General features: G+C 71.0%; 23 protein-coding genes. 18 read left to right on the forward strand and 5 right to left on the reverse strand.

The window, feature by feature from the left end; translation table 11 throughout:
* Positions 1-58: 58 nt before the first annotated feature.
* Positions 59-223 carry a hypothetical protein gene (locus OG390_RS44060; RefSeq protein WP_406175852.1) on the forward strand — a complete coding sequence of 55 codons (165 nt, stop codon included), beginning with the start codon at positions 59-61 and terminating at the stop codon, positions 221-223.
* Between the two features lie 134 nt (positions 224-357).
* Here OG390_RS44060 and OG390_RS44065 read toward each other — a convergent pair whose 3' ends face one another.
* Positions 358-603, reverse strand: a complete 246-nt coding sequence (locus OG390_RS44065; RefSeq protein ID WP_406175853.1) for a hypothetical protein — start codon at positions 601-603, stop codon at positions 358-360.
* A 101-nt stretch (positions 604-704) separates the two neighbouring features.
* Positions 705-2,384: a chloride channel protein gene (locus OG390_RS44070; RefSeq protein WP_406178230.1), complete on the reverse strand. Its 1,680-nt coding sequence runs from the start codon at positions 2,382-2,384 to the stop codon at positions 705-707.
* Between the two features lie 329 nt (positions 2,385-2,713).
* Here OG390_RS44070 and OG390_RS44075 point away from each other — a divergent pair, with 329 nt between their 5' ends.
* The 11 genes from OG390_RS44075 to OG390_RS44125 all read left to right on the forward strand — a co-directional run bounded on the left by OG390_RS44075 (position 2,714) and on the right by OG390_RS44125 (position 12,280).
* Positions 2,714-2,962 carry a universal stress protein gene (locus OG390_RS44075; protein WP_406175855.1) on the forward strand — a complete coding sequence of 83 codons (249 nt, stop codon included), beginning with the start codon at positions 2,714-2,716 and terminating at the stop codon, positions 2,960-2,962.
* The gene (locus OG390_RS44080; protein ID WP_406175857.1) at positions 2,866-3,153 is read left to right on the forward strand and encodes a universal stress protein; all 288 of its coding nucleotides are present in this window, start codon (positions 2,866-2,868) and stop codon (positions 3,151-3,153) included. The genes OG390_RS44075 and OG390_RS44080 overlap by 97 nt, the downstream gene beginning before the upstream one ends.
* A 900-nt stretch (positions 3,154-4,053) precedes the next feature.
* A complete protein-coding gene (locus OG390_RS44085) occupies positions 4,054-4,770 on the forward strand; it encodes a DUF1775 domain-containing protein (protein ID WP_406175859.1) in 717 nt (238 codons plus the stop codon).
* Positions 4,767-6,623: a copper resistance CopC/CopD family protein gene (locus tag OG390_RS44090; RefSeq protein WP_406175861.1), complete on the forward strand. Its 1,857-nt coding sequence runs from the start codon at positions 4,767-4,769 to the stop codon at positions 6,621-6,623. Before OG390_RS44085 ends, OG390_RS44090 begins: the two co-directional genes overlap by 4 nt.
* Positions 6,624-6,786: 163 nt before the next feature.
* Complete coding sequence (locus tag OG390_RS44095) at positions 6,787-7,602, forward strand: hypothetical protein (protein ID WP_406175862.1); 816 nt, start codon at positions 6,787-6,789, stop codon at positions 7,600-7,602.
* A 237-nt stretch (positions 7,603-7,839) separates the two neighbouring features.
* The gene (locus tag OG390_RS44100) at positions 7,840-8,454 is read left to right on the forward strand and encodes a superoxide dismutase family protein (RefSeq protein ID WP_406175863.1); all 615 of its coding nucleotides are present in this window, start codon (positions 7,840-7,842) and stop codon (positions 8,452-8,454) included.
* Positions 8,433-9,023, forward strand: coding sequence for a copper resistance protein CopC (locus OG390_RS44105; RefSeq protein ID WP_406175864.1), 591 nt, complete (start codon positions 8,433-8,435; stop codon positions 9,021-9,023). Before OG390_RS44100 ends, OG390_RS44105 begins: the two co-directional genes overlap by 22 nt.
* A 191-nt stretch (positions 9,024-9,214) precedes the next feature.
* Positions 9,215-10,063, forward strand: coding sequence for a hypothetical protein (locus OG390_RS44110; RefSeq protein WP_406175866.1), 849 nt, complete (start codon positions 9,215-9,217; stop codon positions 10,061-10,063).
* A gap of 334 nt (positions 10,064-10,397) precedes the next feature.
* Positions 10,398-11,051 (forward strand): SCO family protein, encoded by a 654-nt coding sequence (locus OG390_RS44115; RefSeq protein WP_406175868.1) that lies wholly within the window; start codon positions 10,398-10,400, stop codon positions 11,049-11,051.
* A complete protein-coding gene (locus OG390_RS44120) occupies positions 11,048-11,560 on the forward strand; it encodes a copper chaperone PCu(A)C (RefSeq protein WP_406175870.1) in 513 nt (170 codons plus the stop codon). Before OG390_RS44115 ends, OG390_RS44120 begins: the two co-directional genes overlap by 4 nt.
* Positions 11,561-11,977: 417 nt before the next feature.
* Entirely contained in the window at positions 11,978-12,280 is a 303-nt protein-coding gene (locus tag OG390_RS44125) for a DUF427 domain-containing protein (protein ID WP_406175872.1), read from the forward strand.
* A 327-nt stretch (positions 12,281-12,607) separates the two neighbouring features.
* Here the strand turns inward: OG390_RS44125 and OG390_RS44130 are convergent, their stop codons facing one another.
* Positions 12,608-13,282: a CDP-alcohol phosphatidyltransferase family protein gene (locus OG390_RS44130; protein ID WP_406175873.1), complete on the reverse strand. Its 675-nt coding sequence runs from the start codon at positions 13,280-13,282 to the stop codon at positions 12,608-12,610.
* Positions 13,283-13,435: 153 nt separating this feature from the next.
* On the opposite strand from OG390_RS44130, the gene OG390_RS44135 reads away from it, so the two are divergent.
* The 4 genes from OG390_RS44135 to OG390_RS44150 all read left to right on the forward strand — a co-directional run bounded on the left by OG390_RS44135 (position 13,436) and on the right by OG390_RS44150 (position 16,969).
* The gene (locus OG390_RS44135) at positions 13,436-14,005 is read left to right on the forward strand and encodes an SRPBCC family protein (protein ID WP_406175875.1); all 570 of its coding nucleotides are present in this window, start codon (positions 13,436-13,438) and stop codon (positions 14,003-14,005) included.
* A 308-nt stretch (positions 14,006-14,313) separates the two neighbouring features.
* The gene (locus OG390_RS44140) at positions 14,314-14,544 is read left to right on the forward strand and encodes a hypothetical protein (protein WP_406175876.1); all 231 of its coding nucleotides are present in this window, start codon (positions 14,314-14,316) and stop codon (positions 14,542-14,544) included.
* On the forward strand, positions 14,541-16,154 hold the full coding sequence (locus tag OG390_RS44145; protein ID WP_406175878.1) for a radical SAM protein: 1,614 nt from the start codon (positions 14,541-14,543) through the stop codon (positions 16,152-16,154). The genes OG390_RS44140 and OG390_RS44145 overlap by 4 nt, the downstream gene beginning before the upstream one ends.
* Positions 16,151-16,969, forward strand: a complete 819-nt coding sequence (locus OG390_RS44150; RefSeq protein ID WP_406175880.1) for a class I SAM-dependent methyltransferase — start codon at positions 16,151-16,153, stop codon at positions 16,967-16,969. The genes OG390_RS44145 and OG390_RS44150 overlap by 4 nt, the downstream gene beginning before the upstream one ends.
* 450 nt (positions 16,970-17,419) lie before the next feature.
* On the opposite strand, the gene OG390_RS44155 is transcribed toward OG390_RS44150, so the two are convergent.
* Positions 17,420-18,091 carry a uracil-DNA glycosylase gene (locus OG390_RS44155; RefSeq protein ID WP_406175882.1) on the reverse strand — a complete coding sequence of 224 codons (672 nt, stop codon included), beginning with the start codon at positions 18,089-18,091 and terminating at the stop codon, positions 17,420-17,422.
* Positions 18,092-18,222: 131 nt separating this feature from the next.
* Between OG390_RS44155 and OG390_RS44160 the strand changes: the two genes are divergently transcribed.
* Both OG390_RS44160 and OG390_RS44165 read left to right on the forward strand, forming a co-directional pair.
* Positions 18,223-18,999 (forward strand): hypothetical protein, encoded by a 777-nt coding sequence (locus tag OG390_RS44160; protein ID WP_406175884.1) that lies wholly within the window; start codon positions 18,223-18,225, stop codon positions 18,997-18,999.
* Positions 19,000-19,397: 398 nt separating this feature from the next.
* Entirely contained in the window at positions 19,398-19,781 is a 384-nt protein-coding gene (locus OG390_RS44165) for a hypothetical protein (RefSeq protein WP_406175885.1), read from the forward strand.
* A 197-nt stretch (positions 19,782-19,978) separates the two neighbouring features.
* Here OG390_RS44165 and OG390_RS44170 read toward each other — a convergent pair whose 3' ends face one another.
* On the reverse strand, positions 19,979-20,446 hold the full coding sequence (locus tag OG390_RS44170) for a hypothetical protein (RefSeq protein ID WP_406175887.1): 468 nt from the start codon (positions 20,444-20,446) through the stop codon (positions 19,979-19,981).
* Positions 20,447-20,522: the final 76 nt, after the last annotated feature.

Raw genomic sequence — 20,522 nt, forward strand, 5'->3', positions numbered from 1 at the left:
TGATGTGAGGAATGGTGGGGCTCGGAGTCGAAGCGGGCCAGAGAGTGAAGGTGCGCCGATGACGGCAGAGATCACCGACCTGACGCAGGCGGCCGGGATCGTTGAGGAGGACGACGCGGTGCTGCCGGAAGTCGCTCGCCCCTTCGCGCTCCCGGCGGAGGTCGAGGAAGCGGCCCGGGTGGTCAAGGAGTTGAATGCTGCCGCCGACCGCGTCGCGGCATGATCCGCATGCGCTGCCGGTAGCCGCGCAGTGCCATGTCCGCCCCGATCGCCAGGGCGCTCGCCCCAGCCGTGGCCAGACCGGCCCGGCTCGGCGCCTCCAGCGATTCCGGAGGCGGATGGTGCGGTTTCATCGCGTCACCTCTCGTGCAGGCGTGCCGTCGCGACGCGCCCCGGCCGCATGATGCGTATCTTGCCGCCCTCGCAGGCTGGGCAGCGAGGTGACTGCAACGGCGACGGCACACGCCTGCCGCCGAGGTGGTAGGTCGCGGTGATGCGCGTCTGCTCGTCGACGGTGACGTCGATGTCGTACGTGTCCTCCCAGCCGTGCCCGCAGTCGAGGCATGCGAACGAGTAAGAGCGCCGGACATGGTCTGTGTGCATGGCCCACCTCCTTGGAGCGATCCGGGCCTCCAGACCCCCCTTACCCATTCTTGCACAGTGCAAAATGTCGCGGGCTGAGCTGAACCGACCCAGAGGGGCGGTCAGGCGGCTGTGTGCACGGCGCGCAGTGCGCTCTGGTGGCTGAGCCAGCCGACCGGCTTGCCGTGTGCCGAGTCGAGGACCGGCACGCCGGTCCCCGCGGCCGACAGCAGGGCGTGCAGGGCCTGGGCGAGCGGCTGGTCCGCTGTGACAGGTGCGGGTGGCTCGGCGAGTTGTCCGATGCGCGTCGGCGCACCTTCCGGCTGTTCCGCCAGGGCCTCCGCCATCGCTTGGGCGGTGACGACGCCGACATAGTTTCCGGCATCGTCGACGACCGGGAGTGCGCCGTGGCCGGACAGGCTCAGCAGGTCGGCGGCGTCCGCCAGTGTCGTGGACGCGGGCAGTGGTGAAGGTAGCGGTTCCATGACGGCTGCGACGTGCTGGGTGCCGATGGGGGCGCCGGGGACGGGGCCTTCGAGGTCGATGCCGCGGCGGCGGAGCTTGAGGGTGTAGATGGTGTCGCGCGAGAACAGGCGGCTGGTGGCGGTGGCCAGCACGATGGCCAGCATCAGGGGCAGGATGATCGAGTACTCGCCGGTGAGCTCGAAGAGGATGACGACGGCGGTGATCGGTGCTCGTGCCGCGCCGGCGAAGACGGCGCCCATGCCGACCAACGCGTACGCACCCACCGCGCCGGCGGACTGGGGCAGCAGGTGGTGGACGCCGATGCCGTATGCCGAGCCCAGCATCGCCCCGATGAACAGGCTGGGTGCGAACACCCCGCCCGAGCCGCCGATACCGATGGTCAGGCTGGTCGCCAGCATCTTGCCCACCAGCAGCATGAGCAGAAAGCCGACCGCGTACCCGCCCTCGGTCGCCTTCTGCAGCACCGGGTAGCCGACGCCGTACATCTCCGGCAGGGCCAGCAGTACCAGGCCGAGCGCCAGGCCGCCGACTGCGGGGCGCAGCCATTCCGGGCCGCGCCAGAGCCAGTCGCAGGCGTCCTCGATCAGGTACAGGAACCGGGAGAATCCGACCCCGACCACGGCGGCGCCGATGCCGAGCGCCGCGAACAGGCCGTACTGGGCGAGGTGGTCGACGTGAAAGTCGGGGAGGTTGAGGAAGGCCGTGTCGCCGAAGGCGGCACGGCCGATGATGCTCGCGGTGACGCTGGCAAGGACGGTGGCGCCGAAGGCCTCCGCGCTGAAGGTGCCCAGGATCAGTTCCATGGCGAAGAACACGCCGGCCAGCGGGGCGTTGAAGGTGGCCGCGATGCCGCCCGCCGCACCGCACGCGACCAGGAGCTTCATCCGCCCCTCGGTCACCTTCGTGACACGGCCGAGCGTGGAGCCGAGCGCCGAGCCGATCTGCACGATCGGACCTTCGCGGCCCACCGAGCCGCCGGAGCCGATGGTCAGGGCGGAGGCGAGCGTCTTGACCACGGCGACCTTGGGGCTGATCCGCCCGCCGCGCTGGGCGACGGCCAGCATCACCTCGGGCACGCCGTGGCCGCGCGCCTCCTTGGCGAACCGGTTCACCAGCGGGCCGTACAGCAGGCCGCCGACCACCGGGGCGAGGAGCACGAAGTACGGGCCCAGCCACGGCACGTGCGGATTGTCCGCGCCCGGGGAGGCCGCGTAGTCCGCGTGACCGGAGAAGGCATGTGTGAAGGTCTTGATGCACCAGCGGAAGACGACCGAGCCCGCCCCGGCCCCGGCTCCGATCACCACGGCCAGCACCATCAGGCCCCAGGAGGCGGTGCGCAGACCCGCGAACGTCCGTGGAGGCGTGGAGCGGCTCGAGGTGGTGCTGGTCATGCGATTCCCGTCCTTGGCTGCCTGGATGGCACTCATCGATTCCCCTTCCTTATTTTTGCATTATGCAAAACGTGTCAAGGGTGCTGGTAGCCGGGGTAAGGTCGGGCTCGGGGCCTCTCGACCGGGAAGTGCTGTTTTCCCGTCGGGGCGGCACCCCCTCCCCGGTCGGGCAGAGGTCGGGACCGAAGGTCCCTTGGTGGTGAGCCACCGGCGCGGGAGCGTGGGAAGACCGGACGGTGCGGAGGTGGCGAACCATGAGCGACCGGACTACCCTGCGGCGGATCGTGATCGGCGTGGACGGATCGGACTCGAGCAAGGCGGCGTTTCGGTGGGCTGCCCAACAAGCGGCGCTGACCTGTGCGGAACTGCGTCCCGTGCAAGCGCGGCGGCTAGGCCCACCTACGGCATGCCGACGGACTATTCGGATGCCGACTTCGAAGGGCACGCCGGCGAGAACCTGCGACGCACAGTGGAGGAAGTGCTGGGGGAGCACCCGGACGTGAGCGCCGTTCCCCAGGTCGTGGAGGGCCACCCGGCGGCCCTGCTCACCGAGGCGGCCAGGGACGCCGACCTGCTGGTGCCCGACAGCCATGGGCACGGGGCGTTCGCCGGAATGCTGCTCGGATCGGTCAGCCGGCACTGCGTGCACCACGCCGCCTGCCCGGTACTCGTCGTGCGCGCCGACGAGCGCTGACTCCTCGGCCAGCACTGTGCGGAGCGGAGCGGTCGCCCGTGGCCGTCCGGCTGGTGTGGCCCGTCGGTTGCACAGGGGGCGAGTGAACGCCTCCGGCTCCGCTGCCGTACTGCCTCACAGGCAGGTGCCCGGGCCGGAGGCGGGAGTGGGCGGTGGCGGAGGTCGGCGAGACATCCCACGGTGGTCCGGTCGCGCCGCAGCGGGCGGACCGGACGGGTGCGTGTGCCAGGGCGGGCGTCTTCGCGCTGGCCGGAAGTGTGCTGGCGGCCCTCGGCCACCACGCGGTCGCTGACGGAGCGGTGTCGTGGCGGCTGGTGATACCGCTGGTCCTCGTGCAGTTCGCCGGTGCCTGGCCGGCTGCCCGCCGCCGCTTTGCGCCGGCGGCCACGGTCGGGTGCACGCTGGCCGTCCAGGGCGCGTTGCATCTGACCCTCGCCGTGGCGGCCCGCCCGCACCCGATGGAACCGGCCCCTGCCGGTCACGCCGCACATGCCATGGGCGGCCATTCGGTGACGGCCTCGGCGGACGGGCACGCCCGGCACCAGACATCCGCAGCCATGACCGCTGTCCATGTGCTGGCCGCGCTGGCCGTGGCGTGGCTGCTGCACCGGGCCGATGCGGCTGTGACGGCCGCTCTGATCGCCCTGCACACCGCGCGGCGCGGTGTGGCCGGCGTCGGGCGGCGGCTGAGGCGGCTGTGGGGTCGGCTGACCGGCCTGGTGCCCTGTCTGCTGCCTGTCGTACTCCGTATCGCGGGCTGCGGGCCTCCCGTACTGGTCAGGAACCGGCTTCTGGACGACGCGCTGCCGCGCAGGGGGCCACCGGGACACCCCGATGTCCTGGTCCCCCCGTCCGGGTCGGGCTGCGGCCCGCCCGGCTTCACGCGCAAGGAGTCCCCTCGTGTTCCCGCATCACCCTGTCCGGGCCGCACACCGCATCGTCGCGGTCGGCGCCCTCGTACTGACAGCCACATTCGCCCCGGCCGATCCCGCCTCCGCGCACGCGGAGGCCGACGCCGACAGGCCGCAGGCCCTGGCCGAGAACGTCACCCTCACCTTCACCTCCGAGGCCGAGTCCGCCGCGGCGGGTTTCACTCAGATGCGGGTCGTCCTGCCGGACGGCATCGCGCCCGGTGACGTGACACTCGGCGACGCCCCTCGGGGCTGGAAGTTCAAGAGGACCGGGGACGGCTACTCCGTCGGCGGCCCGGCCCTCGCGACGGGCGTCGACGCCGAACACACTGTCAAGGTCAGGCAGTTGCCGGACGCCGAGCAGGTCGTGTTCAAGACCGTCGACACCTACGGGGACGGCAGGATTTCCCGCTGGATCGAACTGCCCACGGGTGGCGAGGAACCCGAACAACCCGCTCCGGTGCTGGAGTTGAAGCAGGCGGCGCCGGGCGCGAGTCCCGCCGGCTCGGCCTCTGCCCCCACCGGGACGACCGAAGGCACGGCCCACCGCTCGGTCGATGCCGCGCGCGCCGAGGACGCGGCCGAGGCCGGGGACACGGCCCCACCGGCCGGGCTCGTCGTCGGCGCAGCGGTCGCAGCGCTGCTGGTGCTCGCCGGCGGCGCGTGGTTGGTCAGGCGCCGGACCGCGCGGGGAGGGCACCGATGAGCAGCCCGTGCGTCCCCGACACCTCCCCTGCGCGGCATGGCTCGCCGCGCCGGCAGGCCGGCACCGGCCGCCGTTCGCGCAGGCCTCTGCTGGCAGCGGTCGTGCTGCTCGCATTCGCCGCCCTGCTGGCCGCGGCCACCCCTGCCGCAGCGCACGCGGTGCTGACCGGCAGCGACCCGCGCGACGGCACGGTGCTGAAGACCGCGCCGAAACAGGTCACGGTGACCTTCGACGAATCGGTCGCCCTCCTGGAGAATTCGCTGCGCGTGCTCGACCCCGATAACCGCCCGGTGACCGCGGGTGATCCGGAGCACGCGGGCGGCAGGGCGAACACCGCACGCGTCCCGCTGACCGGCGGTCTGCGGCAGGGCACGTACACCGTCTCCTGGCGGGTGGTGTCGGCCGACAGCCACGCCGTGACCGGCGCCTTCACCTTCTCCGTCGGCAAGCCCTCGCAGGCCGGGCCCGTCCCCACGGCCCTGCCCGCCGTACCCCGCGCCACGAGCGCGCTGTATGACACCGCCCGCTACGTCGCCTACGCCGGCCTGGCCCTGCTGATCGGCGTCGCCGTGTTCGTCCTGGCCTGCTGGTCCACGGGAACGGCCGCACGAGTGGTGCGCCGTCCGTTCCTGACAGGCTGGTGGGTTCTGACACTGTCCACCGTCGCCCTGGTACTGCTGCGCGGGCCTTACGCGAGCGGGGACGGGCCGGCTGCGGTGTTGGATCCGCGGCTGCTGACGAGCACGGCGGGCAGCCTGCCCGGCGTCGCTCTGCTGGCGCGGCTGGCTCTGCTCCTGGTGGTGGGACTGCTGCTGCGGCGCCGAGTGGCGCGGTGGAAGGCGGGGCGGCGCATGGCTGCGGCAGGCACGCTGCTCGCCCTTGCCCTGGGCGGGACGTGGGTGGTGGCCGAGCATGCCTCCGCCGGGATCCAGGTGCCCGTGGCGGTCGCCTCCACCCTGCTGCATCTGCTGGCCATGGCAGTGTGGCTGGGTGGCCTGGTCGCCCTGCTCAGCGCGCTGTACCGGGCGCCCGCCGACGATCCGCTCCCGCCGGCCGCGGCCGTCCGCTTCTCCCGTCTCGCCCTCGCCTCGGTGGCCGTACTGGCGGCGACCGGCGTCTACCAGTCCTGGCGCGGACTGGGCTCGTGGGACGCGCTCTTCCACACGTCCTACGGCCGGATCCTCTCCTTCAAGGTGTGGACCGTGCTGGTCGTGCTGGCGGTGGCGGCCCACTCCCGGCGCTGGACCGGTCGGCTGCTGCACGTACCACAGCAGGAACCGGCGTTGGCCACCGTGGGTGGCGGTGGTGCAGACGCGCCACCCGGCCGGACACCCACGCCCGTATCACCGGCTGCCGCCGAGGCACACCGGCGCGGGCTGCGCAGGTGCGTGCTGGCCGAGGTGGCGGTCGGGGCCGTGGTACTCGCGCTCACGACGGTGCTGACGGGAACCGAGCCGGGCCGGGCCGCCACCGAGGCCGCGGCGGTGCAGGCCCCCGTCCCCGGGCAGCCCACGGAGTCGCTGTCCATGGTCCCCTTCGATACGGGCAGCCCCTCCGGGCGCGGCAAGGTGCAGATCGTCCTGGAGCCGGGCCGCGTTGGCCGCAACACGGTCCAGGCGGTCGTCTACGGCGCCGATGGCAGCCTCGTCGCCGTCCCTGAACTGCGTCTCACCTTCACCCTCGACCGACAGCACGTCGGCCCCCTGGACGCGGGCCTCGTCGATGAGCGTGGCTACTGGGGCAGCGACACCCTCAACGTCCCGCTCGCCGGGACCTGGACGATGAAGGTGACCGTCCGCGTCTCCGACATTGACCAGGTCACCGTGGCGAAGGCGGTGAAGATCGGCCCCTGACATCCCGCCGGGAGCGGCACCGGACGGGTCGGATGCGCGCATGTGAGCCAGGTGCGCATACGGGGTCGAGAGCGACTGTCGCTGGTTTCCCGGCCGTAGGTGAACACGGTTGCCCGGCCGTGCGTAAGAGACGGGAAGCCCATCGGCTGCGAGGAGTTGGCGGATGTCCCTGAGGCGTCACGGCGGCGGCGCAACGTGCCGGGGGAGCCGTGCGGCAGGCGTCGCAGAGCAGACCACCGACGTTCTGCGTCTCGTGCGGGCCGGCGTCTTCGCGGCCGTGTGCGTGGTGACGACGTCGCTGGGACATGCCCTGATGTCCGGTGATGTCCTGCCGTGGTGGGCGGTCGTCCTGGCCTTCGCCGGGACGGCCTCCGGCGCCTGGTGGCTGACAGGCCGGGAACGCGGCGCGGCGACAGTCGTGGGAGCGACGGTCGTCGCCCAGGGGCTGCTGCACCTGCTGTTCAGCCTCGCTCACCGGCTGGTCCATGCGTCGGCCACTGCCTCGGCAGAGCAACATGCCTCCGGCACACAGGCGATGACGGTCTCTCACTCCGGCATGGTCATGCATCACTCCGGTGCCGACATGGTCATGCACCACCACGGGATGATGGGGGAGTCGTCCGGCGCACCGCTGACGTCCAGCGTGATGCACGGGACCTCGGCCAGGATGCTCTTGGCGCATCTGCTGGCTGCCGTCGTGTGCGGGCTGTGGCTGTGGCGGGGTGAGGCGGCGGTCCACCGGCTCGGCCGGGCCCTGGCTGCCGTCCTGTTCGCACCGCTGCGCCGGGTCTGTCGCGTGCTCTTCCGTGCGCGGCCCGAGGGCTGGATGCCGTCGGGCCGGGCGGCCGTCGGTGACGGGGCGTTGCCGGGGGCAGTTCCCTCCGCGTTGAGGCACACCGTCGTCCGCAGAGGGCCGCCGTGGGGCCGTCCGGCAGTCAGCCGCCCGTCTCCCGATCAGCTGCTCACCCTACGGTCCTGATTCCGGTCCGGTTGCCAGGGGGTCGGCCGTGACCGGGAACGGACGGAGGGTCGGCGTGCCCGTACGCGCGTCGGCCTGTCCACTTCACCCGGGCGCGCGCCCGCCTGCCCGCCGCACCGACCGCTCGACCTGCGCCGAGCAGGTCGCTGGGTGCCGCGAGGTCGCCGACAGGGCGCAACCCCCTCCACACGATCGGGAGTTCTGTCCATGCATCACCACACCTCCTTGCCTGACCCCGTGTCAGCGGCACGGCCGCGCCGTCGGCGCGCCCGCCTCACCGTCTGCTGCGCCACCGTGGCCGCGACGGCCGCGATGCTGTCCGCATGCGGCGGCGACAGCTCCGGCAGCAGCTCACAGAAGGCGGCCGCCACGTCCTCCACGTCCCCCTCCAAGAGCATGAGCGGGATGGCCGACACGGCGATGGGTGACCCGAAGGCCACCCCCGCCTACAAGATGACCGGCGCCACCGTGGTGAAGGGCGCCTTCGAGCTGCTGGACACCCGCCCGCCGGGCATGGACGACGTCAAGGGCACGGCCTGGCTCGCCCAGGGCCCCAAGGGCACCACCGTGACGGTGTCCCTGACCGGCCTGAAACCAGGCCACCAGTACCTGGCCCATCTGCACGCCCAGCACTGCTCTGCCGCCAACGGCGGGGAGCACTTCCAGTTCGACAAGGGCGGTCCGACAACGCCGCCCAACGAGGTGCACCTCGCGTTCACCGCCGACAGGTCCGGCATGGGAATGACGACGGTGAACAACGCGAAGAAGACCGGCAAGGGCGCGGTCGCCCTCGTCGTGCACCCCATGGAAGCGATGGACAACCGGATCGCATGCGCGGACTTCGACTTCTGAGGGCGTCGGCCGCCCTGCTCGGGTGTCTGGGCGTGCTGCTGTTGTTCGGTGGCACGCCCGCGTTCGCCCACACCGCACTGAAGGACGCGACACCGGCACCCGGCGCCAAGGTCGGCCCCGGTACCAGCGTCATCGCGCTGACCTTCGCCCGTCTGAAGGCCGGCACCACCCCGAAGCTCACCCTGACCGGATCCGACGGCACCGCGGTTCACGTCGGGCAGCCCGTCGTGGCCGACGGCTCCGTCATCTGCGCCGCCGTCACCCCGCTGCGTACGGGTGTCACCACGCTTACCTACACCGTCACCGCAGCCGACGGCGACACGCAGACCAACGCGTTCCAGTTCCAGGTCGCCGACGGTGCGCAGACCCCCGCCGACCCGTCCGCCTGCCAGGGCCTGAGCCTGTCGGCACCGGACAGGGGCGGCAGCGACGCGATCCTCGGACTCGGCCGTACTACGGCTCTGTCCGTCTTCGCGGCGGCAGCCGTCGTGATCGTGGGCGGAGCCGTCCTTGCGTCGCGCATGCTCCGTGGGGCACGGCCGACGGGGAGAAGGAGGGCAACCTGGTGAGAGAGGAGCACACCGCCGCCCCGTTGCGCTCTCCGGGCGTGTCGAACAGACCCTGAACACGATCCGAAGAGACACATCACGGCAAGCGGCCCGGTCGGTTGGCGGCCGGGCCCATCCGTGTTCCGGCGGGGCCAAGGGGACCGACCCCGGCCGCCGGTGGATCGGGGGCGGCTGGAATGATGGCGGCTGCCATGAACGTCCCGGTACGGGCTGCCGCCGATCTGAGACTGCTGAGAGCCGCTGTGTTCTCTGCGGTCTGCGTGACGTTGTCGGCGGCCGGGCACGTGTTGGCCTCCGGTACCGGGATCGCGCTGTGGTCTCTGGCGGTGGGCTGGTTCGGTGTGCTGTGCGTGGCGGGGTTGCTGGCCGGCAGGGAGCGTTCGCTGGTCGGCATCGCGCTCGGTCTGCCGGCTGGTGAGGTCGGCCTGCATTTCGTCTTCTGCCTCGGGCAGAGTTCCGCCGCGGCCGTCACCGGTGTCACCGCAGCCCCGGCCGACCGGTCGGAACGCGTGGTGGCCGCGGCCGAGCGGCTGTTGTGCGGCGCCCAGGCGGTGCAGTTGAGCCCGCGCAGCGCGGCGCGCATCCTGCGGCAGGCGGGCATCGACCCGGCCAAGGCCGTCGGCGGTCCGCGCGCGATGCCGCCCATGCATACCATGTCCGGCATGACGGGAATGGCTGGCCATGGCGCGCACGCGATGCCGCTGATGGCGATGGCCACGTTGCCGATGCTTGCCGCGCACGCGGCGGCCGCTGTTGTCGCGGGCTGGGTGCTGCGCCGCTGCGAGATCGCGCTCTGGCAGACGGTTCGGTGGCCCGCGGTCATCGCGGACCGTTTCGCCCGCTTCGCTGTGCTGTGCTGGTTGAGCGGTTTGCTCGCCGCCGTCCGGATGCCGGCCCTGGTGGCCGCTGTGCTGGAGCTGCTGTTGTCCTCGCGCCTCCCCCGCCGTATGGCGGATGTCCGCGCGAGGCTGCTCCGACCCCTCGTGTTGGGCACGTGCGTCGTCCGGCGGGGGCCGCCCGTGGTGGCCGCCGCGGCCTGAGACTCCCTGCGTGCCGGTGTGCCGCAGGGCGTGACACGGCTGCCCGGACGCCCTTGGCGAGACCTTCACCCACCGCGGTGACGACGCCGTACGCTGCCCGCCCGGCCGCCGCGCCTGCGCGCTCGTTGCCGCACTGCTGCGTAGGACTCTGCGTCACCGGCGTCGGCGACGGTCGGCAGGCTGCCTGCCGCGCCACCGCCACATCCACGGCGGCCACCGTTGCGGAGCGCCACGGCTGTGGAGGTGTCTCGCCGCCCGTCCCCGGCATACCCGCCGCCCCGCTCCACGGCCGCGTGGCGTGTGCCCTCACCGCTTCACATGCAGGAGCTTCACGATGCATACCATGCCCGCGCGCCGCGTCGGCGCGGTCGCGGCACTGACTGTCGCGGCCGGACTCGGCCTGACCGCCTGCGGCGACCAGCCGGCCGCCGTCGTCTCCACTCCCTCCTCCTCGGCCCGCCCCGACACGATCAGCCTGAACCCGCCGGATGCCAAGCCCCACCTGACCCTCACCGACCAGAACGGCCACTCCTACGACCTGGTCAAGCAGACCGCGGGTCGTCCCACTTTGCTGTACTTCGGCTACTCTCACTGCCCCGACGTGTGCCCGACGGCGACGGTCGACATCGCCCTGGCTGTGCGCCAACTGCCGGCGCCCGACCGCGAGAAGCTGCGGGTGGTCTTCGTCAGCACGGACCCGGCCCGTGACACCCCACGGCGGCTCAAGCAGTGGCTGGGCGCCATCGATCCCACCTTCACCGGCCTGACCGGCGACTTCACGGTCGTACAGAAGGCGGCACGGAGCCTGGGCGTCGGCGTCTCCACACCGGTGAAGCACAAGGACGGCAGCGAGACCGTCAGCCACGGCGCCGAAGTGTTCGCCTTCTCACCCAGGGACGACAAGGCCCACCTCTTCTACACCTCGGGGACATCCCAACAGCGCTATGCCGCCGACCTCCCCAAGATCGTCAAAGGAAGGACACCGTGACGCGCCCCCTGCCCCGCTTCACCCTGTGCGCCGTCATCACGGCACTTCTGAGCGCCGTCGCCATGCTGACCGGTTGCTCTACCTCGACCCGGCCCTCCCCCTCGTCCTCCGCCTCCGCGGGCGCCGCGGTCTACGACGAGCCGGTGCTGAAGGTGACCGGTGCCTTCATCCGGCAGCCGCCGACGGCCGACATGGCCGCCGGCTATCTCACCATCACCAACACCGGCCGGCAGCCCGACAAGCTGACGGGCGTGAGCAGTGACATCGCCACCAGCGTGTCGATGCACCGCACGACGGCCGCGAACCAGATGGAGATGGTCAAGTCGTTCACCATCCCGGCGGGCGGCACCCTGACCCTGCGCACCGGCGGCAACCACCTGATGCTCATGGGACTGCAGAAGAAACCGACGGCAGGCGAGACGGTCACCCTGCAGCTCAGGTTCGCCGCCTCCGACACGATCGCCGTCCAAGCTCCCGTCAAGCCGACGACCTACCAGCCCCCGAACTGACCGTGCCCTGCGGCGAGGGCCGGTACACGGCCACCGGTCGATCCGGCCCTCGCTGCTCCCGGACCTCCCTGAGGCGTGAACGACATGCCAGACAACACGACGCACCAGCAGCACCGGCCGGGCCTGTTTCGCAGGCGGTTGCTCGGCACGACCGGGGCGATCGGCGAGGCCGGCCTCGAGACGGGGTTCCGCCGGCAGCGGCTGGGGATGCCAGGCCAGCAGCCGTCCCAGGGTGAGCGGGGCCGTGGGCATCCACATCGGTCCGGTCATGTGCATGGGGTCCGTGCGCACCTTTCAGGCGCACCACACGCACGTGCAGGACAGCGTCGCACTGTAAGCGGGCTCACCATGGCGAGCCTGTCCGGCGGCTTAGCGTCGGGTGAGGAGTCCCAGTGGCCTGCCTGGAGTTGAGTGATCATGATGCGTGCTGTGTGGCGCGGGGAGGTGCTTGCGCAGGCGGAGCAGACCGTCGTGGTGGAGGGCAACCACTACTTTCCGCCCGGGTCGCTGCACCGCGAGTACTTCACCGAGACGCGTGCGTGGTCGCTGTGTCCGTGGACGGGGATCGCCCGCTACTACACGATCACCGTGGAGGGGCGGACCAATCCCAACGCCGCCTGGTTCTATCCGCACCCCTCGCCGTTCGCCAGGAAGATCAAGAATCATGTCGCCTTCTGGAACGGCGTCATCGTGGAGGCCGGGACGCCTACGGACCGGTAGTCGGCGACGGCGCGGGCGTGATGGGAGGCGGCCAGGCCGGCACCAGGACCGTGCCCGTGTGACCGGTCAGCGACGCAGGGCGTGGCGGAGGGCGACGACGGCCTGCATTGCGGCGGCCGGGCGTCGGCACCAGGACCGTGCCCGTGTGACCGGTCAGCGACGCAGGGCGTGGCGGAGGGCGACGACGGCCTGCATTGCGGCGGCCGGGCGTCGGCACCAGGACCGTGCCCGTGTGACCGGTCAGCGACGCAGGGCGTGGCGGAGAGCGACGACGGCCTGCATTGCGGCGGCCGGGCGTCGGCACCAGGACCGTGCCCGTGTGACCGGTCAGCGACGCAGGGCGTGGCGGAGGGCGACGACGGCCTGCATTGCGGCGGCCGGGCGCAGCAGCGCCGGCCGGGGCCGTTCTGGCATGGCGCCGCGGCGGATGCCGACGGCGGTGACTGCGGCGACCGGCAGCGCCCACGCGGCGAGCGCCGCGGCCCGCACCATACGGCTGGGTTCGTGCCGCAGCACCAGCCAGGTCCAGAAGGCGGCGTCGGCGAGGGAGTCGGCGTAGTCCCCGAACGGCGACACAGTGCCCTGGCGGCGGGCCAGACGGCCGTCGGCCAGGTCCGAGGCGATCGCCAGCAGGCCCGACCAGCGGCAGGAGCCCAGGGCGGTTGCGGGCAGGCTGCCGCGGATCAGGGTGAGAGTGTCGGCCGGTGAGAGCCGGCCGCGTTCCTCCAGCAGCCCCAGATGCAGGACGGCGAGGGCCCAACTGGCCGCCACCCAGGCACGGCCGCCACGGTCTCGGGCGAGAGCGGCCAACAGCCCGTGAAGCACCGTGGTCTGACCGACTGCCCGGGGACGACGGGCGGCCTGGCGCACCGACCGATGTCCGGCCAGCCGTAGGAAGCTCGCGACGGCGGCAGGTCTCCAGCGGCCCTCTTTCAGCGCCCCCAGCAGGGCGTCGGTTGCCGCGCGGCTGTCGGTGAAGTCGGTAACGGACGCGTCGGTCACGGGGACAAGCCCTTCGCGCGGTGGGGGGAGGGGGCGCGTTCACCGTAGGCGGTCGACCCGCGGCCGGAACGTGAGCGCGCTCACCGATCGGCGGGTGCGTCGGCCGTAGCCTCGTGTCCCGGACGACGTACCGGCGGAGCGGAGGGTGCGGCCATGAAGTGGCTGGGACGGCTGGCGATCGCGGTGGCAGCCGTGGGAGGCGTGGCGGCCGTATACCTGGGCCTGGTCAGCGGGGCGCTGCCCGTGGACGTGGGGGTCGGCCGCCGGACCCGCAGGCTCGGGCCGCAGACGGTCGACATCGCGGCGCCCCGTGAGGTGGTCTTCGATGTGATCGCGCAGCCGTATCTGAGCCGGTCCACTCGGGCGATGCGGGAGAAGGTACGGGTGCTGGAGCGCGGCAGCGACATGGTGCTTGCCGCGCACTTCACCCCGATCGCGGCCGGACGGCTCACGGCGACGACCGTGGAGACGGTCCGGTTCACCCGCCCCCAGCGGGTCGATTTCCGCCTGGTGCGCGGGCCGGTGCCCACCGTCGTCGAGTCCTTCCAGCTGGACGAGCACGGTGCGGGTACCCGACTGGTGTACGAGGGTGAACTGGGTACTGATGGATGGGCGCTGGGCGAGCGCTGGGGGCACGCCGTGGCGGCCCGCTGGGAGGCGACCGTCGCCGCCTCCCTCTCGACGATCAAGGCCGAGGCCGAGCGCCGGGCCGCCCGCCGGTAAGGCATGGGCCGGGTTCGGTGAGCACGCTTACATTCCTGAGCAGGGTGGCGGCCGTAGCGTCGGAGGTGTGGTGCTGCGACTCGTGCTCGGCGCGATCTGTACGGCGATGGCCGCCGGCCAGCTCGCCTCCATCGACGACATGCCCCGGATCCTGTCGGTCTACGGCCTGGCTGACAGCACACCCACGGCCTTCCTGGCCGGCGGGCTGATCGCGGGCGAGCTGGTGTGCGGCCTGTGGTTCCTGGCGCGGCCCCGATCGACTGCGGTCGCCCCGGTGAGCGTGTACGCCGCCGTGTCGCTGGTGTGGAGTGCGCTGGCAGGCGTACGTACGCGGGCTGACGGTGGCCGACTGCGGCTGCTTCGGCGTGTATCTGACGCAGCGGCTCGGCTGGTTCGTCCTGCTTCAGGATGTCCTGATGCTGGTGTACGCCGTCTTGCTCCTGCGTGGCGCCCGCCGGGCCAGGGTGGCGCCCGCGGATCGTGGCGACGGCGGCGACCGGGCGTACGACAACGGCGAGACGAAGGCGAGGATGCGATGACGGTGGACGACACGGCACGCCCGGACGGGCCGGCCGCGGGAGACGGCGCTGCGGACCGCGCGAAGCGGGACCGGGAGGAGGTGTTCATCGAGTTCACCAAGTCGATCTGCCCGCTGTGCAAGGCACCCGTAGACGCCCAGGTCAACATCCGCGACAACAAGGTCTACTTGCGCAAACGCTGCCGCGAGCACGGCCAGTTCGAGGCTCTGGTGTACGGGGACGCCGAGGAGTACCTGGCCTCGGCCCGCTTCAACAAGCCGGGAACGATCCCGCTGGCCTTCCAGACCGAGGTGAAGGACGGCTGCCCGAGCGACTGCGGCTTGTGCCCGGAGCACAAGCAGCACGCCTGCCTGGGAATCATCGAGGTCAACACCGGCTGCAACCTGGACTGCCCGATCTGCTTCGCCGACTCCGGCCACCACAGCGACGGCTACTCCATCACCCACGAGCAGTGCGCGCGGATGCTCGACGTGTTCGTGGAATCCGAGGGCGAGGCGGAGGTGGTGATGTTCTCCGGCGGCGAACCCACCATCCACAAGCACATCCTCGACTTCATCGACCTGGCCCAGACTCGCCCCATCAAGAACGTCACCCTCAACACGAACGGCATCCGCCTGGCCACCGACCGGAACTTCGTCGCCGCACTGGCCAAGCGCAACCAGGTGCCGGGTCGGTCGGTGACCATCTACCTGCAGTTCGACGGCTTCGACGAGCGCACGCATCGCGAGATCCGGGGCCGGGACCTGCGCGCGCTCAAGCAGCGGGCGCTGGACAACTGCGCTGAGACCGGCCTGACCGTCACCCTGGTCGCCGCCGTTGAACGCGGCCTGAACGAACACGAGTTGGGGGCGATCATCGAGTTCGGAGTCGACCATCCCGCCGTCCGCTCGGTGGCGATCCAGCCGGTCACCCACTCCGGCCGGCACCTGGAGTTCGATCCCCTCGACCGGCTGACCAACCCCGACGTGATCCGCCTGATCGGGGAGCAACTGCCGGGCTGGTTCGCCAAGGGCGACTTCTTCCCCGTCCCGTGCTGCTTCCCCACCTGCCGGTCCGTCACCTACCTGCTGGTGGACGGCGAGCCCGGCAATCGCACCGTGGTGCCCATCCCACGGCTGCTCCAGGTCGAGGACTACCTCGACTACGTCACCAACCGCGTCCTTCCCGACGACGGCATCCGCGAAGCACTGGAGAAGCTGTGGTCCGCCTCGGCCTTCATGGGCACCGCCACGACCGAGGAGAAGCTGCGCGCCACCGCCGAGGCTCTCGACTGTGCGGACGCCTGCGGCATCGACCTGCCCGAGGCGGCGAAGGACCTCAGCGACAAGACGTTCATGATCGTCGTGCAGGACTTCCAGGACCCCTACACCCTCAACGTCAAGCAATTGATGAAGTGCTGCGTGGAGGAGATCACCCCGGACGGCAGGCTGATCCCGTTCTGCGCCTACAACTCCGTCGGCTACCGCGAGCAGGTTCGCGCCCAGATGTCCGGCATCCCCGTCGCGGACGTCACCCCCAACGCACTGCCCCTGGCCGACCGGCTCACCGACACACCGCACGGCTCCAAGACCGCCCGCACTGGGCGCCGAGCCGAGGAGAGCGCGCGATGACCGGCCCGGAGGCGCTCCCGCCCAGCGCGCCGAGCGACGAGCTCAAGGCCTGCTGCGCCGCCGGGTACTCCTCGGACGTGGTTGCCCTGCTGCTCGGGGATTCCTACCACCCGGGCGGCGCGGCACTGACCCGGCGTCTGGCCGACGCACTCGGAACGGAGCCCGACCGGCGGGTACTGGACGTCGCCTCGGGGCGCGGCACCACGGCCCTGCTCCTCGCCGACGCTTACCGTTGCCGGGTGGACGGCGTGGACTACGCGTCCTCGAACACCGCACTGGCCCAAGGGGCGGCCCAAGCCGCCGGACTCGCGGAGCGGACGGCCTTCGTCACCGGCGATGCCGAGCAACTCCCGTACGCGGACTGTCTGTTCGAGGCAGTGGTGTGCGAGTGCGCCCTGTGCACCTTCCCCGACAAGGCCCAGGCCGCCACCGAGTTCGCCCGTGTCCTCAAGCCCGGTGGAAGGGTCGGCATCACCGACGTCACCGCCGCCCCCGACCGGCTCCCGTCCGAACTCACCGGTCTCGCCGCCCGGATCGCGTGCATCGCCGACGCCCGCCCGCTCGCCGAGTACGCCGCGATCCTCGCCGCCGCCGGACTGCGTACCGTCCGCACCGAGCACCACGACCACGCCATGATCCGCATGATCGACCAGATCGAGGCGCGGCTGAACCTGCTGCGGCTCACGGCGCCGGGCCGGTTCGCCGGAACCGGAGTGGACCTGGACGGGGCCCCGCCCGTGCTGGCCGCGGCCCGGGCCGCCGTCGCCGACGGCACCCTCGGCTACGCCCTGCTGATCGCCGAGAAGACCGCCTGATCCGACCGTGTTCACACTGATGACCCGCCGCCTCACCCGGAATCCGGCATTCCGGCGATACGCGCCGATCCCCCCGCCCGCGATTTCCCCCGCTGACGACCAACATCAGCGCCTCCTGGAGTGGGATACGGGTTAGGCCTTTTGCGCTCCCGGACCTGATCGCGTGCAGGACGTCGGTTCGGCGGGTCTCTGACGCGTCATCCGTGATGGTGGCGCCATGTCCGTACCGTCCAGCGGGTAGCGAGGACCGAGTCACTTTGCCCTTCCACCACGGAGCCCACGAGGGGTCGGGTCTTGGCGGCACCGGTGATGCCGCTCGCACCCGGCCCGCGCCCGCACCGACGTGAGCCGACCGAGATCCCTAGCCGGCGGCTGAAGCCGCCGAAGGCACTGGTAGTTCACTCGAGCACGCCGGCGCTGGGCGCCGTCAAGGACTGCGCCGCTCAACGGTCACTCGACGTTGAGCAGTCGGGCGGCCTGCTGGAGAGTTTCCAGGACTTCCTGGCGGGCGGTGGGCCGGGAAGCGAACACGCGAGGGCTGGGGTGCCAGGTGGGGAGCGTGTGCATGTTCGGCGCGTACCGTTCCTGGTAGGCGGCCCAGCCGGCTTGGGCCTTACGGCCCATGGGGACAACCACCTCCAGCGCCGGCAGCATGCTGATCACTTCGTGCAGGAAGGGTGCTGCGCGCTGTATTTCGGTACGCCCCGGTGCGGCGATCCGCTCCGCCGTGCCCAGGTACCACGGCACGACGTTCCAGTGCAAGGACTCCCGGTACGGCAGAGCGGCTTCGGCGCGCAGTGTCCAGCAGTTCTGCGCCGTCTGGTCGTCGTTGTCTACGGAGATGATGCCGCTTCCGGTGCGCCGCAGTTCGGCTTCCGCGCCCATGGACTTCTGGCCCGGCGCCTCCAGCAGAAACAGACTGCGAGCCTCGACTCCACCCGAGGCGGGATCGAACCACGGCACCGACTCGCCGTCACCGAGGCGGCCGCGCAGTTTCTCCACCCAGTCGTTCAAGGGCCGAACCACCGGCTCGGTCCGTACCGCGCCCAGCCGGGCGCGCAGCACGTCAGGATCACGCAACGCCCGGGGAGCCGCGGAGCGGAAGGCATCATTGGAAGACATGCAGCGCAGTGTGCCACCTGCCTCTGACAACGGCCGGTTTTCGTAAGGGACCGGACGGCTGCCCTGCGGATCCGTATGCCGGAATCCGGCCCACACCGCGCTGTCAGTAGCAGGTGGCATCATGCCCGGCCATGGGAAAGAGAGACGAGAGCGACGAGGCATACGTCGTCGACCTGTGCAACGAGGTTCTGGGCGAAACGGCCCTGACTCAGCACAAGTTCGACTGGCTCCTGGGAGACCCGGGAGCCGGCGGAAGGCAGGCCAGGCTTCCCGTTGATGCCTACTGGTCCGGGCACCAACTCGTGGTCGAATACCGGGAGTTGCAGCACGACCAACCGATGCCGCACTTCGACAAGCCAGACAGGCTGACCATCAGCGGCGTCCACCGCGGCGAGCAGCGGGCCCTCTACGACGCCCGGCGCGACACCGAGATCCCCGCCCACGGCCTGCGACTTGTGGTGATCCGGCCGACCGACCTCGACGCGGACACCCGCGGCCGTCTGCGTCGCAACCGAGAGGCGGACATCGCGGCATTGAGCAAGATCCTCGCACGCGACAATGACGAGGACCGGGTCACGGATGCTTTTCGCACCTGGCTGCTGACCAAGGACTGGGCACCCGTGACGCCGACGGACCGCTGGACGGACATCGAAGCGGTACGGGGGAGCCAACGGTTGATCTGCGAAGCCAAGGGGCGAACGGGCGAGAAAGGCATCGACGCCGACATCGCCTACGGGCAGCTCCTGCGCCGTATGACCAGTGAGTCACCGGACATAAGGTACGCGCTGGTCGTGCCGTCCTCATCGGTCAAGGCCGTCGAGCGCGTTCCGCTGCATGTACGACGACTGCTGCGGATCGACGTGTACGAGGTGTCCGACGACAACCACGTGCGTCAGCTGCCGTCATAGCCCGCGACCGGGAACGACGCTTGCGCCGGTCCCACTGGCATAGCGGCGGCTTCGTCGGTGTGGTGCGCTGTGAGTCCACGACTTCGCCCGTGGACTGGAGGCGACCCCGGTCCATGTGCTCCTTGCGGCCCCGGATTTCACCGCGAGCATGGCGCGCCTCACCTGGAGCATTCCGGTCCTGATGGGTCTCTGCTCTATCGTGGTGGACCCGTATGTCTGGAGGCCCGCGGAGAGACCGATCCGATGTCTTTCGGCGTACACCGCAATTGGCCGGCGGCAGGCGTGGGAAGGCTCGTCCCCTACATAGAGCGCGACTTCGGCAAGAGGAACGACTGCGACGAAGGTCCGCGGAACCCGTTCGGGCTTCAAGGCACACTGGCCTGTCCGGCCTCGTACCCATGGCCGTGAGGAATAGCACCCTCAAGTCCCCCTGGATCACCGAGCCCGTCTACGGCGACCTCTCCACCGTCTCCCCGACCTGGCTGTGGGTGACCATGCCGCTGATGCTCGTCGCGGTCGTCGCCGCACTCCTCCTGGGCGCCTCACGGTTCGGGGCTCTGCGCGTGCGCCGGGTGCAGGACTGGCGCTCGGCGAGCGGCGGTGTGCACGACGACGACCAGTACACGCCCTTCGGATACGCCAACGCCTCCCGCCGGATCCTGGGAGCCGTCCTGCTCACCCGCACCTGCACTACGCGCTTGACCGCGCACACCGGCACCAGAGTCGAACACGAACCGGGCGCCGGGATCCGTTCGACGGTCACCGGCGTCGTACTCGGCTGAGTCACTCGTCCCGACAAAGACGATGTCGCCGATGGGCAGGTGGTCGAGCTCGTTGTCCAGTGCGAACCGTTTGATCCGCTTCAATGGAGGAAGCAGTGCCCCAGGCCCTCCTCGTCCAGATGCTTTCCTTGAGGTACCGACGAGTTCGGTCCCCGCTGAGCTGACCGTCGAGCACGCGCGGTGGGCCAGCCGCAACCTCAGCCCGGTTCTGCGTCGATGGGCATGTAGTGGCGTATGGGTCCTCGGCGTGCGGGCAGTTCGTCTCCGACAGCCATGCCGAGGTGCGGATAGAGCGCCTGGACCTCGCCGGGGTCGAGCGGGTGGTCGGCGAGGGGCAGGGCGACCTTCCCGGTTCCGCCAGGTTCCTCGATCCATTCGGCGTCAGCATCGACGGGCCAGATTCGGCAGACCACTCCGTCGGCAACCACGATGAGCAGACGCAGACGCAGACGCAGACGCAGACGCAGACGCAGACGCAGACGCAGGCCCGGCCTTCGGGTCGGGGATAAGTTCCAGTACCGGCTGTCCGCCTCCCGTTGGACGGCGTCCCTCTGGCCGGTCTCACCGTAGAGGTGGCCGTCCGAGCCGATTCCGCGCTCGTCCTTGGAACGGTAGATCACCAGGGCGTGGTCCTGCGCTTGCCAGTTCGCCGAGAGCACTGTCATCGACGCGTGACCTGCTGACGGGCGTCGAACAGCCAGTCGTGTTGCCTGCGCGGCCAGTGAGGCGGGCTCGATGCCG

Source organism: Streptomyces sp. NBC_00996 (assembly GCF_045162675.1).
Classification (GTDB): Bacteria; Actinomycetota; Actinomycetes; order Streptomycetales; family Streptomycetaceae; genus Streptomyces.

Bases quoted from the DNA above. Each gene is read 5' to 3' on its own strand.
- OG390_RS44080 (WP_406175857.1), top strand. From the start codon at position 2,866: ATGCCGACGGACTATTCGGATGCCGACTTCGAAGGGCACGCCGGCGAG.
- OG390_RS44155 (WP_406175882.1), bottom strand. From the start codon at position 18,091: ATGTCTTCCAATGATGCCTTCCGCTCCGCGGCTCCCCGGGCGTTGCGT.
- OG390_RS44170 (WP_406175887.1), bottom strand. From the start codon at position 20,446: ATGACAGTGCTCTCGGCGAACTGGCAAGCGCAGGACCACGCCCTGGTG.
- OG390_RS44075 (WP_406175855.1), top strand. From the start codon at position 2,714: ATGAGCGACCGGACTACCCTGCGGCGGATCGTGATCGGCGTGGACGGA.
- OG390_RS44135 (WP_406175875.1), top strand. From the start codon at position 13,436: ATGAAGTGGCTGGGACGGCTGGCGATCGCGGTGGCAGCCGTGGGAGGC.
- OG390_RS44145 (WP_406175878.1), top strand. From the start codon at position 14,541: ATGACGGTGGACGACACGGCACGCCCGGACGGGCCGGCCGCGGGAGAC.
- OG390_RS44095 (WP_406175862.1), top strand. From the start codon at position 6,787: ATGTCCCTGAGGCGTCACGGCGGCGGCGCAACGTGCCGGGGGAGCCGT.
- OG390_RS44125 (WP_406175872.1), top strand. From the start codon at position 11,978: ATGATGCGTGCTGTGTGGCGCGGGGAGGTGCTTGCGCAGGCGGAGCAG.
- OG390_RS44070 (WP_406178230.1), bottom strand. From the start codon at position 2,384: ATGGTGCTGGCCGTGGTGATCGGAGCCGGGGCCGGGGCGGGCTCGGTC.
- OG390_RS44165 (WP_406175885.1), top strand. From the start codon at position 19,398: ATGGCCGTGAGGAATAGCACCCTCAAGTCCCCCTGGATCACCGAGCCC.
- OG390_RS44090 (WP_406175861.1), top strand. From the start codon at position 4,767: ATGAGCAGCCCGTGCGTCCCCGACACCTCCCCTGCGCGGCATGGCTCG.
- OG390_RS44115 (WP_406175868.1), top strand. From the start codon at position 10,398: ATGCATACCATGCCCGCGCGCCGCGTCGGCGCGGTCGCGGCACTGACT.
- OG390_RS44110 (WP_406175866.1), top strand. From the start codon at position 9,215: ATGAACGTCCCGGTACGGGCTGCCGCCGATCTGAGACTGCTGAGAGCC.
- OG390_RS44065 (WP_406175853.1), bottom strand. From the start codon at position 603: ATGCACACAGACCATGTCCGGCGCTCTTACTCGTTCGCATGCCTCGAC.
- OG390_RS44105 (WP_406175864.1), top strand. From the start codon at position 8,433: ATGCGCGGACTTCGACTTCTGAGGGCGTCGGCCGCCCTGCTCGGGTGT.
- OG390_RS44060 (WP_406175852.1), top strand. From the start codon at position 59: ATGACGGCAGAGATCACCGACCTGACGCAGGCGGCCGGGATCGTTGAG.
- OG390_RS44160 (WP_406175884.1), top strand. From the start codon at position 18,223: ATGGGAAAGAGAGACGAGAGCGACGAGGCATACGTCGTCGACCTGTGC.
- OG390_RS44150 (WP_406175880.1), top strand. From the start codon at position 16,151: ATGACCGGCCCGGAGGCGCTCCCGCCCAGCGCGCCGAGCGACGAGCTC.